Origin of the sequence: uncultured Ruegeria sp. (assembly GCF_947504215.1) — a bacterium.
GTDB lineage: Bacteria > Pseudomonadota > Alphaproteobacteria > Rhodobacterales > Rhodobacteraceae > Ruegeria.
Genome location: NZ_CANNGO010000011.1, coordinates 50,120 through 65,130, shown reverse-complemented (window position 1 = coordinate 65,130; position 15,011 = coordinate 50,120). Strand labels below are relative to the sequence as shown.

Below are 15,011 nucleotides of genomic sequence, written 5' to 3'. Positions count from 1 at the left end.
AGAGGCGAAAATGGACGAAGTGGAAACAGCAGATGTCGCGGTGATTGGGGGTGGCCCCGCCGGATCGGTGATGGCAGGTCTGTGCGCCAAGGCTGGTCTGTCCACCGTCCTTCTTGAACGTGATACCGGGCCGCGTTACCGCATCGGTGAATCATTGTTGCCAGCCACGCTGCGACAAGTCTTGCCCCTGATCGGTGCACAGGACGCCGTCGATGCCGAAGCCTATACTGCGAAGCGCGGGGCCACATTCTGCTGGGGCGCTGACAAACAGGACATCTGGACCCTCGCCTTCGGCCCCGACCAAGCCGACGATCCCCCTGTTGCCCTCAATGTTGATCGCGCAAGCTTTGATGAAATCCTTCTGTCCAGCGCGCAGAATTGCGGCGCAACGCTGCGCCGAGGGTATGACGCAGTTTCTGTCGGCGACGGTAACACCCAGCAAGGTCGCAGCGTGACCTACTCCCACCGAGAAAGCGGTAAGCAAAATACGTTGCGTGCTCGATTTGTTGTGAATGCCACTGGACAGATGCGCCTGAATATCCCGGAATTGGATGCGCGCGAGCATTCGCAGTTCTTTCGTAAAGTGGCGGTTTGGGGATACTGGACCGGCGGGGGGCGCCTTGATGCTCCTCTGGATGGGAACGTCTTTTTCGAGACCTTAGAAACCGAGCATGGGACAGCCTGGGTGTGGTATATTCCCCTGCGCAACGGATTGACCAGCGTGGGCGTGGTTACGCCGCGCGACTGCCTGGCCAAACTGCGGGTCGACCCCCGAGCAGGTTTGGCAAACTGGCTTGCGACATGCCCACGTATAACCGAACTGCTGCGCAATGCCACACCGGCAAAGCATACGCCCTACGATCAAGTGAGTCTGTGCGCGGATTACTCTTATGCATCCAACGCTTTCAGCGCGCCGGGCGTTCTGCAGATCGGTGATGCCGCCTGTTTCGTAGATGTGCTTCTTTCGTCAGGTGTGCATCTGGCGACCTACGGAGCGCTGTTGGCAGCCCGGTCGATTAAGGCGACGCTCTCTGGTGCGGTACCGGAAGATATTGCCATGGCCGAATACGAGAGCCGCCTGCGACAAGAATTTTCCGTGTTCTACGCTGGGCTTTCGGGTCTCTACGATATGGATAAGCGGTCGCAGGATTATGTCGGCTGGCTGCGCGCCTTGTTGCAGAACAGCAACGGGGTGCTTATGGAATGGGGCCAGACATTGGACAATCCCGGTGGTCTGAATGTTGGTGGCTCATCGTGTTCCGGCGCAGACCTGCGCACACAGGCACAGAGAAATCTGACCATGATGCGCGGGTACAATTCCTATCAATTGGCTTATGACGGCCCGCCAAAGGCGACGCCCATTGCCGCCCTCCCTGCGATCCGCAATTTGTTGGCAATCGATGAGCGTGGCGAATGGATCATGCCTGCTCACACGCCGCATACACGCCCGCTCGCCGCCTCGGATGCCTGAGTAGAGGTGAACCAGTTATCGAGTAGCTGGTGGCCGATGTCGGGCTTTGGCTCTGACGGAGACGCATTGAGTTTTGCAACCCGAGGCAGAGTCTATTCTTGGGTCATAAAAAAGGGCGGATGTGCTCCGCCCTTTACAAACTGTCTGTCTGTCAGGTTACCAACCGCTACCGGTCGAGGCCGACGTTACTGCAGCGGCTGTGCCAACAACGGCTGCCGCTGCGCCAACAACGGCTGCTGCAGCCGCGGCCGTGGTGGTCACAACACCACCGGCAACTTTTTCCAGATCATCTTCGCCAAGCTCGCCATCGGCTTGGAGTTCTTCCTGGAAGGCGGCCATGTCTTCCTTGGTCCAAGTCAGACCCATGGATGCGGCATGTGCAATCTGGCCGTCCAGATCGGTGGCGCCAATCTCTTTCGCCTTGGCCCGCAAATCGGGGTCGCTTGCACACCGGCGTGCATATTCCTTCAGGTCTTCGACACTCATTGAATTGTCCCTTCTCATGTTTTGCCACGAGTAAATAAATACCGGGTCCGTGACCGGACGCACAACTAAACCAAATGGCCTTGTTCTTTTCACACGAATAAATTGTACCGAGGACCCATCAAAAATCAAGCGTCGTAATTTGAAAGCCGAATGTTCTTGCCCGATCATCGGGCGCACAGTGAACGCAGCCGCCGTCTGCATGGTGTGGCAAACCCGTTTCGACTAACCAGGAAAAATCGCGAATGATCCTAAGCAAAGGTTGCGCCTATCCGGACACCAGAGACGGTCCTTCGGTCACGAGAGAGACCACATTGGCCTCTCCATCGAGTCCGGCGTTGGTACGCAGAACTGAATCTGAGAGGATTTCCTGCAACCCTGCGAAGGCAGCCGCCCCGGATGGTTGGGTGAAAACCGCGGATGTGGCATGAGAAGACTGAAGATCATTCATTGCTTTGAGAGCTACGAGGTCGGAAATGGCCACGGCGCCAAAAAGTCCGTCACGCAGGATTTCCCAAGCCACGCTGGACGGTGTCTCGCACGCGAGACAAGCCATCGAGGTCGTGGCTCCTTCGGGAACGCTCCTAATATCCCCAGCCTCCAAACTGGCGACAACAGGCGCTACGTGAAGCGGTTCGGCGGTGATAATGCGAGGCATCTCCGCACCCAGTCTGGTGGCAAACCGCGCCACTACGCCAGCCGCCAATGAACCAACACCCGCTGGTACCAGGACATGTGTCGGTGGTGATGGCATTTGGTCGAGGATTTCGTCTACGATCCGTCCATAGCCAAAGAGCGTCAGATAGGGGATTTCCTCGCATCCCGGACGGCCTGTGTCGGAAAATTCGACAGCGCCCGTGCGATGGGCGTCTTCGGCGGCATCTGCAATCGCCCGGTCATAACCACCTTCGACCGCCACAGTCCGCGCGCCAAACTGCGTGATCCGATCAAAGTTTTCTTGCGGCACGGATGCAGGCATAAACACGGTCGCGGCAACGCCCAGACCTTGCGCGGCCCATGCAACAGCGCGACCATGGTTGCCATCGGACGCGCAGACGAACCTGTCCGCGTTTGCCAGGTCCGGCTTTGCGGCCAGTACCCCAAGAACACCGAGCGCCTTGAAGCAGGATAGGCCCTCATCCGCAAAGCGTTTGCCTTCATTCTTGATCCAGCATGTTACATGCCCGTCGCTGTTGTGCTCGTCTGCGATTAGAGGGGTTTGCGTCATCGCTGGATGCTTTGCGATGGCCGAAAGGATTCTGTCGGATTGCGCGGCGAACACCGTTCCGGGCTGCGCGGGCGACCAATGAGCGTTCCGAGAGTAGGCTTTTGACGAACCGATTTGCACAACTGAGCGCTCCTAGAGGGATGTTTGAAAATTCTTCTAGCTGTCATTTGGGGGAAGCTATACAATCTAAAATAGAAGCAAGCACAAAATTGTGAATAATGCGCGCTGTTTGGCCGATGGATCAGAAGGTGACATTTCAGATGTTGAAAGCCGAAATCCAGCTCGCCAACACACTTTCGGCTGTGCCGGGCTTGCTGGACCAACTGGATCGGACACTTGCCGCGATGGATGTGCCTGATGCCGACGCATTTCAGGTAAAGCTTGCGTTGGAAGAATTGGTCACCAACGCCATAAACTATGGGTTTGACGCGGGGCAGACGTCACAGCTTGAGGTAGCCCTTCAACGCCAGAACGAAGACCTCATTTGTGAGTTGAGAGATCATGGCCGGATTTTCAATCCGTTGGACGTGGTCGAGCCAGACGTGACGCTGGATGTTGACCATCGCAAGGTTGGCGGGCTAGGCGTGTTTTTCGTTCGTCAGGTCATGGACGACGTAAGCTATGAAAGAGCCGGCAATATGAATGTGATGCGTCTGCGCAAAACGTTGGGCCGTGAAGGCGATTAGGAAGGCGAAGACAATGATGCGTGTGCTGGTTGGGAGCTTTGCAGCAAGGCTCATCGCCTATCTGGCGGTGGCATTTGCTATTGCTCTGGCCGCGGCAGTCGCCTTGACGATAGCCAAGCTGTCCACCGCACTCACTCAGGCGGTTGACGGGCGCTACAGAATTGTCGCGACGGACCTGCGTGCCAATATCGAGACCGGGGTGAATTTTGGCCTCGCGGTCGAAGAGATCGTATCCAATGTATCGGCGCAGATTGAAGACAAGCTTGAGTCCGACGCCGAGATTTTGGCCATTCGGCTCATTGCTGAGGATGGTCAGGAAATCCTCGCGTTGCAGTCGCAAACAGAAGACCGAGAAGGCGCACAGGCAGAAGATATCGCAACGGTATCCGAACCGATCATCAACTCATTCGGAGCCGAAGTGGGGCGTGTGGAAGTTTCCTACGACCCGAGGGGAGCACAAGGTATTCTTGCTGAGTCCGCCCGCATTTTGGCCTTGGAAGCTGCCGCATTGCTTGCGGCCTGCGTCGGTGTGATCGGAGTAGCCAGTCTGATGGCCGCGCGGCGTATCGATCAAAGGTTGGACCGGCTGACGATGCAGTTGGAAAATGACATGTCGTCCGAGACGATGGCCGAGGTAAATGGCGATCAACTGGATCAATTGGCGCAAAGCGCCGTGCAAGCCTATCGCACCAGCCAAACAGAGCTGGATGATCTGGACGGAGAGTTGCAGCGTTTGTCCTATCCGGCGCAGGTAGCCGAGCCGGGCAAGGGGGTGACCTGATGGATCAAATGTCCAGACGTTTTACCCTTTTTATCCTGTCGGCGGCGGTTCTATGTCTGGTTGTGTCCGTAAGCGCCTTGGGGCTTCGCTCGATCGGGTTGCTTGAGCGCAATGTGCGACCCATTCTTGAGACCAATGCGCTGGTCGTCACCGAACGCGTGCGTGACAGAATCGAAAGCGCCGTGGCGATGGGGATACCCTATGAGGCGTTGGCGCAGGTGGACGAGTATCTTGATCGTGCGCTGGAGGGTAGCCACGGCATTTCAAGCATCGTTCTGACGTCTCCCCGTGGCGTGGCCATGTATGCCTCGGGCCAGGCGCAATCGGATCCTAACCAAGATGGGGTTGATACCGAAGCATCGAGCGGTTCGGAGCAGGCGGAGCCTGATCGTATGCGGGACCGTGGTTTGCAGGTTTTGCCTGCCGGTATGCAAAGCGAACTGCTGCGCTGGCTGTCACCGGGAATGTCCACAACGGGAAGCCTAACGCAGAGTGATACGACCGGAGATGGCGTTGTCGTCCTGCCGTTGCTGACCGCTGATGGAACAGAGTTCGGGCAGATCGTCACGCGTATTGACCAAACCTTTGTCGCGCAGCAGCTGCTAGATGCGGCGGCGGATATCTTGGTCATGGTCTTTGTTGCTGTCGTGTTGGCGGTCGAGATTTTGCTGGTTGTGACATCCGCCAGCATCAGCAGCCCGTTGGCACAGGTGGCGAGGCTGCTCAATGCGCTTGTGGGCAGAGATTTCCGTCGGTTGGAAAAACCGGCGGGAGGGGTTTCCATGCGTCGTGCGATACGGGCAGGAAATGCTCTTTTGGAAACGCTGTCGACTCGGATGGCGGATACAAAGGCGCGCATTGAAACCGGCCTTACTGACGCCGCTGATGCGGATCGGATGCGCACCCGCCTTCGAGCCGTTGGCGAGTTTGTAGAGGGCGGGCGCAACAAAATTGGCACGGCAGCCCACCTGGCGGGTGTGCGCGGTGCCGCGTTCTTGTTCGTGATGACTGAAGAGCTGACGCGACCGTTTCTGCCACAGTTCATCTCGGAAGTGCTGGGCAGTGGGCCTGCACAAGGTTTCGACGGGTTTGACAGCACCATTCTGATAGCGGTTCCGATATCGGCCTTTATGTTGGGGGCCGCGGTGGTCGGAACGCTTGCGGCTGGCTGGGCCGATCGGGTCGGGCGCCGGAATGGCTTTATGATAGGGGCCGCACTTGCCAGCCTCGGCCTTGTGGCAACCGCCTTTGCTCCGAGCCTCGAGGTTCTGATTTTGGCCCGTACTGTTTCAGGGGTTGGCTACGCTTTGTGCTTCTTGTCATGTCAAGGACAGGCGATAGATCAGACCACAACAGCCAACCGCACACGGGGCATGTCTGTGTTCGTGGGCGGCATCATGGCGGCAGATGTCTGCGGGCCGGCGATTGGAGGCATTCTGGCAGAACAGTTCGGCTTTAAGCCGGCGCTTTTGCTCGCTGCGGCGTTGGGTGTGCTCAGCATTCTGCTGGCGATGCGATTGTTGGACGGGCGCAACGATGAAGCGCAGTCTTACAAGTCAACGCATTTTGGATTTGAACCCAAAATTATCTTTGAGTGCATGAGCCAGCCGCGCTTTGTAGTTGCTGCCTTGCTTGCAGCTTTGCCCGCCAAACTTCTGCTTTCAGGCTTCTTGTTCTTCCTAGTCCCCCTGCTCCTGACCGATATTGGGGCGACGAGCAATGAAATCGGTCGCATCACGATGTTGTATGGGGCGTCGGCGCTGATCCTTTTGTCGCTGTTCTCTCGGCTATGCGACAGGTTCGGGCTGCATGCTTTCATGGTGAGCGTCGGAGCCCTGCTGACGGGATGGGGGTTGGTACCTTTGGCCTATGGCGCCACGGTTTCGGCAGTGGCGTGGTCGGTTCTGATCCTTGGCGTTGCACAGGCCATGAGCATTTCGGCGCAATCGGCTTTGTTTACGATTCTGGCAAAACAGGAGATCGAGACGTATGGGCCGGGTCGGGTCTTGGGTATCTATCGCATGACTGAACGGGCCGGGTCGGTCATCGGGCCTCTGCTTGCTGGTGTTCTGTCACAATATTGGGGGCTGGCAGGTGCGGCGGCAATTTTAGGCGGGTTATCCGTTGTCACGGGTACCGGTTTTGCGGCCTTCTTCCTGGTTTCGGGCTTGCGGTCCGAGGATGATGACCTGAAAACGCGCGGCACAAGGGGGTACGATGTTGAGGCTGTGTGATATACGCGTTGCTCTTGTGAACTGCTGTGCCCTGGTGTTGGCGATGCTGTTCGGTACCGGAAGTTTGCAGGCGCAAGACCAGATGCAAAACCTTTGCGAGCGTCCGCATATCGATGGCGTGCCCCATGTCGTGATGATTTTGTGGCGTGGTCCCACAACCGTCGAGCAAGGGGTTCAGGCTTATTTTGATAGTCGTGATCTGAAATTCAATGTTACCTGCCTCAGTGCGGATCGGGACAGCTCGCGTTTCGTGCGGCTTGTTGAGCAGGCGAAAGAGCTGGAGCCCGATCTGCTGTACACGTGGGGGACATCTGCAACCTTGGCTGCGGTAGGCACATATGACGAAAAAGGTGCCGCGTTTCCGACATCGCAAACACCGGTTCTTTTCACGATGGTATCCTATCCGGTTCAGTCTAAAATCGTGCCGGATTTTGCTGGTAGTGGGCGAAACCTGACAGGCAGTTCGCATACCGTGCCATTGGAATCCCAACTCAAGGCGATGCTCGCTTATCGTGACGTGGACCGGATTGGGATGATCTTCAATCCACGAGAGGACAACTCGGTCCTGAACATGCGCGCGCTGGGCGAATTAACGCAAAGGGAAGACATCAACATTGAGCTTGTGGCTATCCGGGTTCCCCTCAAAGAGCGTCAAGCTGAATCCCTAGGCGAGTCCGGCGCTGAAGCCGAGGCTGGCAGCGGCGAAGAGGAAGTTTCCGAAGGCCAGCCTGACCCTTCGACCTTGCCAGAGCTGATTGCCCGGATGGCCGCACAGGACGTACAGTTTCTGTATATCGGGCCGGATAACTTCGTTGGAACCAACCAGGAAACCATAATCGGCGAGGCCCTGTCGTATGGTATCCCAAGCTTTACCGGCACCGAGCTCGAAATCCTCGACGGGGACGCATTGGTTGGGCTGGTTACGCCATATTACAATCTCGGGCTTCTCAACGGATCGCTAATTGAGCGGATCCTTCTGGATGGAGAAGCCCCCGAGACAATTCCGATCAGCACTCTTGCACGGTTTACCTATATCGTGCGCATGAATGTGGCGCTGCGCATCGGTGTATTCCCGCCACTGGATATTTTGGAATTTGCCCGCATTCTCGAAGGAGAGACCGAATGATGGCCACCATGTCCCAGGGACCGGCCAACGCGGACGGGGGCTATGCGCCTTTGCATGGGGCTTGGCCTCGGACCCTGCCACACGGTCTGGTGCTGCGCAAAATGGATATTGGTGATTTGGACAGGCTGACGGCTTTGCACGCTGAGCTGCACCAGCAGAGCCCGCAGCAACCCGCACCATTCGTACGCGAAAAAGATGCGTTCTTCGCTGAGCATCTGACAAGTGCCGGAGAGGTTTGGGGCCTTTGGGAAAACGCCGGGCTCAGATACCAGCTGGCCGGATATACCGTCATCGGGTTGCCAACTGCTTCTGACCCGGAAAATTTTGGCCGTGACCTGGGGATAGATGATGAGGCGCACCTCGCCCTGGTTGCGCATTTGGACGGCACAGGTGTCTTGCCGCATCGGCGCGGGCTTGGCCTGCAACGCTATCTAACGGGGTATCGCATGGAACGGGCGCGGACATTGGGACGCAAAACCGTAATATCCATGGCGTCACCGCAAAACAGTTTCTCTTTGTCGAACCTGTTACAATGTGGCCTGACAGTTCAGCGATTGATCCGCAAATATGATGCGTTGCGATTTGTTCTAGTTCGGGCTCTGCCTGGTCAACCGACATATCAGGACGACCGACATGCGGTCACTGTGCCGCTTCTGGCAAACGCAGAAGAACATGAACGGTGCTTGCAGGCAGGCCGCGTCGGCGTCGCGCTGAGAGATATCGGTGGCCATTTTTCACTCGTCTATGCAAACCGGGGGAGGGAGGCAGCCCCATGACATCCGGCTCCGACACCGCGGCACTTGCAAGGCTCAGCTTGCGCAGTCGGATCACGACTATCGTTTGCGTCGTATTTCTGGTTCTCACGACGCTTTTGCTATTCGAAATGCACAACCGCGAACGGGAAATGCAAACGCGGCTGGAAAATGCGTTGCTGACCAGTCTGGAGCTCAATCTCGAGAGCTTACAGGACGTCGAATTTCAGCGTGTAGAGGCCTATGCCCGCCGGTTTCAGGAGAACCGCGAGCTTGCTCAGGGATTGCGCGACCGTGATGCCGACCTGATTGATCTTGAGCTCGTGGAATTGCAAGCCGAGCTTGACCCCACCGCTGCGCAGTTTGTCAGCTTCGATGGCGAGTTTCTTGGCGGCTCTGACGATCCGCTGGTCGAAGCACCGATCTTGACGGCCGAACATCTCGATCTGTTGCGGGCTCAGGGCCGCGTCACCACGGGACTGACATTCGGGGCAGACGGGTCATTGGTCCATGTCGCTGCAGCCCCGCTTTTTGTGCAGGCGCGTCCGGTGGCTGCGGCCATTGTCATCAGCCCATTTCAACGCACAACCGACAAGTTGGCCAAAGGGTTCGGTTCGCAGGTTCTGACTCTGTCGCAGGACGGAGACGTTTTGCAAAGCAGCGGCACAGCCATGGTGGAAGAGCAGCAAACCAAAATCAGCGCGCAGTCGACCCGGTGGGGCATTTCCCTTTTGGAAGATGACGGGCGATTTCTTCAGATTGCCAGCTTGCCTGTTCCAAGCGCGTTTCTAGACGCGCCGCTGCACGTGGTGGGTGTTCAGGATGCCTCTGATGCGCTGTACGAAACCCGGATCGGAAACGCCATATCCGCACTTGCACTTGCCAGTGGCCTCACGTTGTTTCTTGCGTTCATCAATTGGTCGCTCAGGCATTCGTTCTTTCCTTTGAATGCGGTGATACGGTCGCTGGACGCTTTGTCGGAAGGTAAGACAGATCAGGCCGTGAACGTACCAAAGACAGATGATGAAATCGGCAGGCTAGCCGGTACGTTCGAAGTTTTTCGGAAGAGTATGGAAGCCCGGAGCGAATTGGAACGGGTCAACCGCGAATTGGATGTCGCGACCCGCATTCAGCAGCAGTGCCTTCCAACAACTTTTCCCGAACTGGCAGAGATGAGTTTCGCTGCGGATATGGTGCCGATGCGCGAAGTCGGAGGGGACTTCTACGATGTGTTCGACTTGCCGTCGGGCAAGATCGGATGCGTGATCGCCGATGTCTCCGACAAAGGCATGGGGGCGGCCCTGTTCATGGCAATCTCGCGTACTGTCATGCGGGCGATTGCCGCATCGGCGCGGGGGCCTGCGGACTGCGTGACGATGGTGAACAACTACCTTTGCGTCGACAATGATGCGATGCTCTTTGTCACCTTGTTCTATGTCGAAATCGACCCGAATACCGGCGCAATGGTCTTCTGCAACGCAGGGCATAATCCGCCGGTCATCGTCGGTCCCGAGACCGAACCACGTTATCTGAAGTTCGATCAGGGCCAGCCTGCATTGGCAGTGTGGGAAGACTTCGACTACGAGGAAGAGACCGGAGTGCTTAACCCGGGAGAGACACTGTTTTGCTACACAGATGGCGTGACCGAGGCGATGTCAGCCGAGCTTGAGGAGTATGGCGAAGCGCGTCTGCTAGAGGCTATGCGCCCGCTGATGGGGGCCACGCCGTCGGACCAACTTAACGCGGTCATGAAGTCGGTCTCGACCTTTACGGAAGGGGCTGAAACCAGTGACGATATCACTTGCCTGTCGATAGAGTTCAAGGGTCCGTCGTCGCAATCGGAAGGCGGCGCCGCGGGGCAGGCGGATTGAACAAGCAGGTTGACGGGAGGTGGGCATGAAAACCATTGCGACCTGGCTGGTACATGTTGTCCGCGCAACCCGTGTCGGATGGAGTTTGTCGCCCGCCATGGAGGCCGGTCCCAAGGGTCAGCTTTTTGCCGATTTGATGCAGGCCCAGATCGCAGAGAAACTGTCGGCGGACAGATTGGCCAGCTATGAAACAGTGCGCGACACGGTGCGACAGGCAGTATCGGTGCTTCATAGCGAAGGAACCGACGCAGCCAGCGCGGTGTTTGCAAAGGCGCAGCGCTTAGCCGCGCCATTCGCCGCCGCGGATCCGGAGTTGGACGCCCTTTCGCAAAGCTGGATCGAGCAGGCCATGGCCTTCTACGACGTCAGGCACGGTGATTTGACGTCTGCAGAGGCTCGGCTGGAACGGGCCATGGCGGATGATACGCGACTAGAGCAGGATTTCGGTTATGACCTGATGCATATCGGGCGCATTCATACACTTCACCTTTGGCTACGCGTTCAGGCGGCAAAAGGCGATGTTTCGACTGCACTCAAAACGGCGGATGCCGTATTGGTTTATCTGCATGGTCACGGAGCGGATCTGCCGTTCGGCACCGGGTGGTCCCCGCACTTGGCCATGCAAATCCGGCCCGACCTGGCGGCGGCCATGACCTATCGGATATGTAGTGAAATTGGTACGATCATACAGTCAGTGTCTCAGGCCAAGGCACAAGAGTTTTTGCTGGCAATGCCCGGGCTTCAACAGGTTGCCACTTTGGATGCCTATAGCGAGATAGCCGCCTGGCGCAGTGCAAAATTGGCTTGGTGCAAAGGTCACGTCTACCAGTTTTTTGAAGTGCTTGTGCCGGCGCTACTGGCCGGGCGCGACCAAACATGTCTGTGGTACGCGATGGTGCTGGATGCGGTTTCGGTCGCGAAAGCCCTGAGAGAACAGAGCGGCCTTCTGTTTGCGGAAGATGTCGCACAACGGGCTGAAGAAGACACTGCAGACCCGATTATCCTGCCCGGCGCAATTCGGGCTGCCTTGCGAAACTGCGATGCAGCACCCGTTTCGGCCCCATTGGTTGTGAATTGGCCGAAACGCCGATTTCATTTGATGTGCATGGGGTTGCCCAGGTCAGGCACCACGTCTTTGTATACGCTCTTCCGTCCCATGCGTGCGGCAAATGAATATGCCGAGAAAGCAACCATTGAAGCGCTGACCAATCGGATGTCAGGTTCGGATCTGGCTGCATTTTTCGCACAGCGCGATCGCGAAAGCGCGTTGGAGATGGATGCTGCCAGTTTCTTGCATCTCGCGGCACCCGAGTTGGTGGCCCAGTGCTCAGACTCTGGCTTCGTTTTGCCCATCAGGCCGCCCGCGGAGTGGTTCGAAAGCTATCTGAAAATGCTGCTGCGCTGGCATGACGGCTTTCAAGCCAAAGGCCGCACCCCGCCAGACTGGATGCAGGCATATGGCCAACTCCTGTTCGGCCATTTTGATTGGGCGGAAATTGCCTCGGAAGACGCACGTGAACGTTTCATGCCGAAGGTTGCGGAACGGTTTCTTGGTCATTGGGCTGATGCCACGTTACGCACACTCGATGTTCTACCGCCCCAACGTCGGCTTGTCTTGCATACGCAAGATTTGGGACAACGTCGTGGAGATCTGGCGCGCTTGGCTGGCATCTCTGAAAAGCACATCACGACAGAGAGCCATGCGAATATCAGCCCGCCCGGCCCTGACATTCTGCAAGGAATATCCAGATCGGAATTGAAACAGATGGCGCACGACATCTGTGGCCCTGCCTATGCGGCCGCAAGCGCCGAAGCCGATGCGCACCGGGTGCCTGTTTAGAAAATGACAGTGCCGCAACACCAGATGCTCTCGGGTCGGGATCTCGTCTTTCTGGGACCATCCCTATCTTTGCCAGAGGCGGTTGCGCTGCATCCCGAAGCGGTTATTCGACCACCGATCAAATTCGGCGATCTTTACGCCGTTCTGGCATGCCCGCCCGCCCGGGTATTGATCATCGATGGATTCTTTCACGCGCAGACACCGATCTGGCAGCGAGAAATTCTCTCGGCGCTTCACGCCGGTATCGAGATATTTGGGGCATCAAGCATGGGAGCGTTGCGGGCGTTAGAACTGGCTCCATATGGCATGGTCGGATTGGGAGAGGTCTTTCGACTGTTCGACAGCGGCGAGATCGAAGGTGATGACGAAGTGGCGTTAAGCCACGGTCCAGCTGAGATGGGGTATGTTGAGCTTTCCGTTCCTTTGGTTGATCTGCGTTGGGTATTAGGAGAGATATTCGGAAATGAACCTCAGGCTAGAGATTTGATCGCGCAAGTTAAGTCTTGGGGGCATGTGAATCGCACAGTAGAACGGATCGTTGCCGCAGCGGACCGGTTGGGGTTAAACGGCGCAGAGCTGAGGCAGTCACTTGCGGGACGGACCCGATTGAAAACCTTGGATGCAAGGGCTGCGTTGACACTATTGGCCGATAGCGGGCCTGCCGGCGTCAACAAGACGGACCTGTGGATGATCCCCGACCCAGCGCCGCTTGATGTTGAACCGCGGCTATCGCGCCTTGTGAATGGGGCAGATGGCCGACCGCTCTCCTTGCGCGCGCAGTTGCAGGCCCGCGCCGAACCGCCCGGAGCCTTGTCGGACGCGTGGCGACTAAGCCGACGTCATTGGTTTCTTCAAGATTGGTGTGCATTGACAGGGCAAGGTCCAAACGAGGCAGAGGTTTCTCGGTTTGCGGGTCAGGCCGTAAGCGAATATGCGAAAGCTGGGGGGCAAACTCAAGAAAGCTGGCTTGCATTGCATGGGCTGCGGCCCGAGGAGATGCCATCCGTTTTTCAGGGCTCGGCCACAAGCGATTGGATCGCGCGACGACCCCTTTCAGATCTGAACTTGATATGTCAGTTCGGTCCGGAAGTGCCTCCCGAGATGGCAGTTTTGCTTGATTGGGCCGCGCGCTCTGGCGTGGTCCCGCCGGGCGACACGGCGAATGAGGTACACGCGACTGCCGTTTGGCTCGTTCAACAGGGTCCGTTGTTTTTCGGGGCTGTGGACTGGCATGAGGACGTCGCCTTGCTTGATACGTCAATCGCTGAAAATCAGCTGTTCGCGCGCGCCGGATCATGACCACCGGCACGCATGATCTGAGCGGATTGAAATTCGCGCAAGGACTGTCGAAGCAGTCAAGCCAGATGGGCCAGATGCGCAAGTATTCGGCGGAAGAAACCTGGACCCGGATCCAACCAGATCTGAAGTCATGCGGTGTGACTCGCGTGGCTTCCATTACGCCGTTGGATGTTCTTGGTGTTCCGTCTTGGGTCGCCGTACGCCCAGGTGGCTTGGTGCTTCAGGTATCCAATGGCAAGGGACTGTCCGACGCCACCGCGCGCGTGTCCGCCGCAATGGAGGCCTGCGAGTTGCACCGGGCCGAACACCCTTTGCCCAGCCAGATTTGGCGAGCCTCGAGCCAATCTCTTCCGAACGAGCGGGGTGGGGGTGCCAACCGCATCCTGCGCCCGCATGAGTTGCCGGGCATGTTGCAGAGATACTATCATGATGAGTTCACGGGCGAATGGACCTTGGGTGTAAACCTGAGCAATAGCGACCCGTGTTTTGCACCCTCCAGCGCCGTCTATTTTCTACGCAGGCCCGGTTACTACGAAACCAGTTCGAACGGCCTCGCCTCTGGGAATTCGTTGGCGGAGGCCTATCTACACGGGCTTTACGAAGTAATCGAGCGCGACGCGATGTGTGCCGTTCGACAGAATGGAAAGCTGTTGCTACGGCAGAGAGCACAGATCATCGACCCTGATAGCGTCGATGACCCGGTTGCGCGATTGATCCTTGATCGCTGTCACGACACGGGTTCCGAGATGCGATTGTTCGCGCTTCCAGGCGCAGTTAATCTGCCGGTCATTTGGGCTGTCTTGTTGGATCAAGGCTCTGGTTCTGCTCGGTCGAGTTGTAATGTCGGGTGGGGATGCCATGCACAGCCGCAGATTGCGCTTCACCGTGCCATCACCGAAGCCACCCAGTCCAGACTTGGTATGATCCACGGCGCCCGAGATGACATTTTGCGCAAACCCGTCCACGCGGTCGAAGGTCCTGCAGCGAGCCCGGTCTTCGCGTTTTTTCGGAACCTGAAATCCGATACCTCCTGGTCCACCATTTCCAATGCCCCATACCTGGATCCGGGGCAGGGGCCTGACATCGCGATCAGAAGGATTGTAGATGCGCTTGAGAAGAATGACCGTGGCCCGGTATTCGGGTTCGATCTCAGCGATCCGATGCATAGTTTCTTTGCTGCTCGGATCTTGGCCCCCAAGCTCAAGTTCGACAAAGCACTATTTTAGGTTGTGTCGCGTGG

Annotated in this window: 12 protein-coding genes; 10 read left to right on the top strand and 2 right to left on the bottom strand. The window is 57.3% G+C overall.

The window, feature by feature from the left end; translation table 11 throughout:
• The first annotated feature begins 10 nt into the window (after window positions 1-10).
• Window positions 11-1,471, top strand: a complete 1,461-nt coding sequence (locus Q1B21_RS17230; RefSeq protein WP_299891364.1) for an NAD(P)/FAD-dependent oxidoreductase — start codon at window positions 11-13, stop codon at window positions 1,469-1,471.
• 156 nt (window positions 1,472-1,627) lie between these two features.
• Here the strand turns inward: Q1B21_RS17230 and Q1B21_RS17225 are convergent, their stop codons facing one another.
• Both Q1B21_RS17225 and Q1B21_RS17220 read right to left on the bottom strand, forming a co-directional pair.
• Window positions 1,628-1,957, bottom strand: coding sequence for a Nif11-like leader peptide family RiPP precursor (locus tag Q1B21_RS17225; protein WP_298934716.1), 330 nt, complete (start codon window positions 1,955-1,957; stop codon window positions 1,628-1,630).
• Between the two features lie 265 nt (window positions 1,958-2,222).
• Entirely contained in the window at window positions 2,223-3,182 is a 960-nt protein-coding gene (locus Q1B21_RS17220; RefSeq protein WP_299891360.1) for a pyridoxal-phosphate dependent enzyme, read from the bottom strand.
• A 260-nt stretch (window positions 3,183-3,442) separates the two neighbouring features.
• Here Q1B21_RS17220 and Q1B21_RS17215 point away from each other — a divergent pair, with 260 nt between their 5' ends.
• The 9 genes from Q1B21_RS17215 to Q1B21_RS17175 are packed head-to-tail and all read left to right on the top strand — an operon-like array spanning window position 3,443 to window position 14,997.
• On the top strand, window positions 3,443-3,868 hold the full coding sequence (locus tag Q1B21_RS17215; protein ID WP_299083829.1) for an ATP-binding protein: 426 nt from the start codon (window positions 3,443-3,445) through the stop codon (window positions 3,866-3,868).
• Window positions 3,869-3,881: 13 nt separating this feature from the next.
• Window positions 3,882-4,649: a hypothetical protein gene (locus tag Q1B21_RS17210; RefSeq protein ID WP_299891356.1), complete on the top strand. Its 768-nt coding sequence runs from the start codon at window positions 3,882-3,884 to the stop codon at window positions 4,647-4,649.
• Between the two features lie 8 nt (window positions 4,650-4,657).
• Complete coding sequence (locus tag Q1B21_RS17205; RefSeq protein ID WP_299891353.1) at window positions 4,658-6,883, top strand: MFS transporter; 2,226 nt, start codon at window positions 4,658-4,660, stop codon at window positions 6,881-6,883.
• 43 nt (window positions 6,884-6,926) lie between these two features.
• Window positions 6,927-8,009 carry an ABC transporter substrate-binding protein gene (locus Q1B21_RS17200; RefSeq protein ID WP_299891350.1) on the top strand — a complete coding sequence of 361 codons (1,083 nt, stop codon included), beginning with the start codon at window positions 6,927-6,929 and terminating at the stop codon, window positions 8,007-8,009.
• A complete protein-coding gene (locus tag Q1B21_RS17195) occupies window positions 8,006-8,785 on the top strand; it encodes a hypothetical protein (protein ID WP_299891347.1) in 780 nt (259 codons plus the stop codon). The genes Q1B21_RS17200 and Q1B21_RS17195 overlap by 4 nt, the downstream gene beginning before the upstream one ends.
• Window positions 8,782-10,632 carry a PP2C family protein-serine/threonine phosphatase gene (locus Q1B21_RS17190; protein ID WP_299891344.1) on the top strand — a complete coding sequence of 617 codons (1,851 nt, stop codon included), beginning with the start codon at window positions 8,782-8,784 and terminating at the stop codon, window positions 10,630-10,632. Before Q1B21_RS17195 ends, Q1B21_RS17190 begins: the two co-directional genes overlap by 4 nt.
• Before the next feature lie 25 nt (window positions 10,633-10,657).
• Complete coding sequence (locus Q1B21_RS17185) at window positions 10,658-12,472, top strand: sulfotransferase (RefSeq protein ID WP_299891341.1); 1,815 nt, start codon at window positions 10,658-10,660, stop codon at window positions 12,470-12,472.
• A 3-nt stretch (window positions 12,473-12,475) separates the two neighbouring features.
• Window positions 12,476-13,771 carry a TfuA-like protein gene (locus tag Q1B21_RS17180; RefSeq protein ID WP_299891338.1) on the top strand — a complete coding sequence of 432 codons (1,296 nt, stop codon included), beginning with the start codon at window positions 12,476-12,478 and terminating at the stop codon, window positions 13,769-13,771.
• Window positions 13,768-14,997 carry a YcaO-like family protein gene (locus tag Q1B21_RS17175; RefSeq protein ID WP_299891335.1) on the top strand — a complete coding sequence of 410 codons (1,230 nt, stop codon included), beginning with the start codon at window positions 13,768-13,770 and terminating at the stop codon, window positions 14,995-14,997. Before Q1B21_RS17180 ends, Q1B21_RS17175 begins: the two co-directional genes overlap by 4 nt.
• The last annotated feature ends 14 nt before the right edge of the window (window positions 14,998-15,011 follow it).

Excerpts from the sequence above, each read along its gene's own strand:
- Q1B21_RS17230 (WP_299891364.1), top strand. The coding sequence starts at position 11 with ATGGACGAAGTGGAAACAGCAGATGTCGCGGTGATTGGGGGTGGCCCC.
- Q1B21_RS17225 (WP_298934716.1), bottom strand. The coding sequence starts at position 1,957 with ATGAGTGTCGAAGACCTGAAGGAATATGCACGCCGGTGTGCAAGCGAC.
- Q1B21_RS17220 (WP_299891360.1), bottom strand. The coding sequence starts at position 3,182 with ATGACGCAAACCCCTCTAATCGCAGACGAGCACAACAGCGACGGGCAT.
- Q1B21_RS17215 (WP_299083829.1), top strand. The coding sequence starts at position 3,443 with ATGTTGAAAGCCGAAATCCAGCTCGCCAACACACTTTCGGCTGTGCCG.
- Q1B21_RS17210 (WP_299891356.1), top strand. The coding sequence starts at position 3,882 with ATGATGCGTGTGCTGGTTGGGAGCTTTGCAGCAAGGCTCATCGCCTAT.
- Q1B21_RS17205 (WP_299891353.1), top strand. The coding sequence starts at position 4,658 with ATGTCCAGACGTTTTACCCTTTTTATCCTGTCGGCGGCGGTTCTATGT.
- Q1B21_RS17200 (WP_299891350.1), top strand. The coding sequence starts at position 6,927 with ATGCTGTTCGGTACCGGAAGTTTGCAGGCGCAAGACCAGATGCAAAAC.
- Q1B21_RS17195 (WP_299891347.1), top strand. The coding sequence starts at position 8,006 with ATGATGGCCACCATGTCCCAGGGACCGGCCAACGCGGACGGGGGCTAT.
- Q1B21_RS17190 (WP_299891344.1), top strand. The coding sequence starts at position 8,782 with ATGACATCCGGCTCCGACACCGCGGCACTTGCAAGGCTCAGCTTGCGC.
- Q1B21_RS17185 (WP_299891341.1), top strand. The coding sequence starts at position 10,658 with ATGAAAACCATTGCGACCTGGCTGGTACATGTTGTCCGCGCAACCCGT.
- Q1B21_RS17180 (WP_299891338.1), top strand. The coding sequence starts at position 12,476 with ATGACAGTGCCGCAACACCAGATGCTCTCGGGTCGGGATCTCGTCTTT.
- Q1B21_RS17175 (WP_299891335.1), top strand. The coding sequence starts at position 13,768 with ATGACCACCGGCACGCATGATCTGAGCGGATTGAAATTCGCGCAAGGA.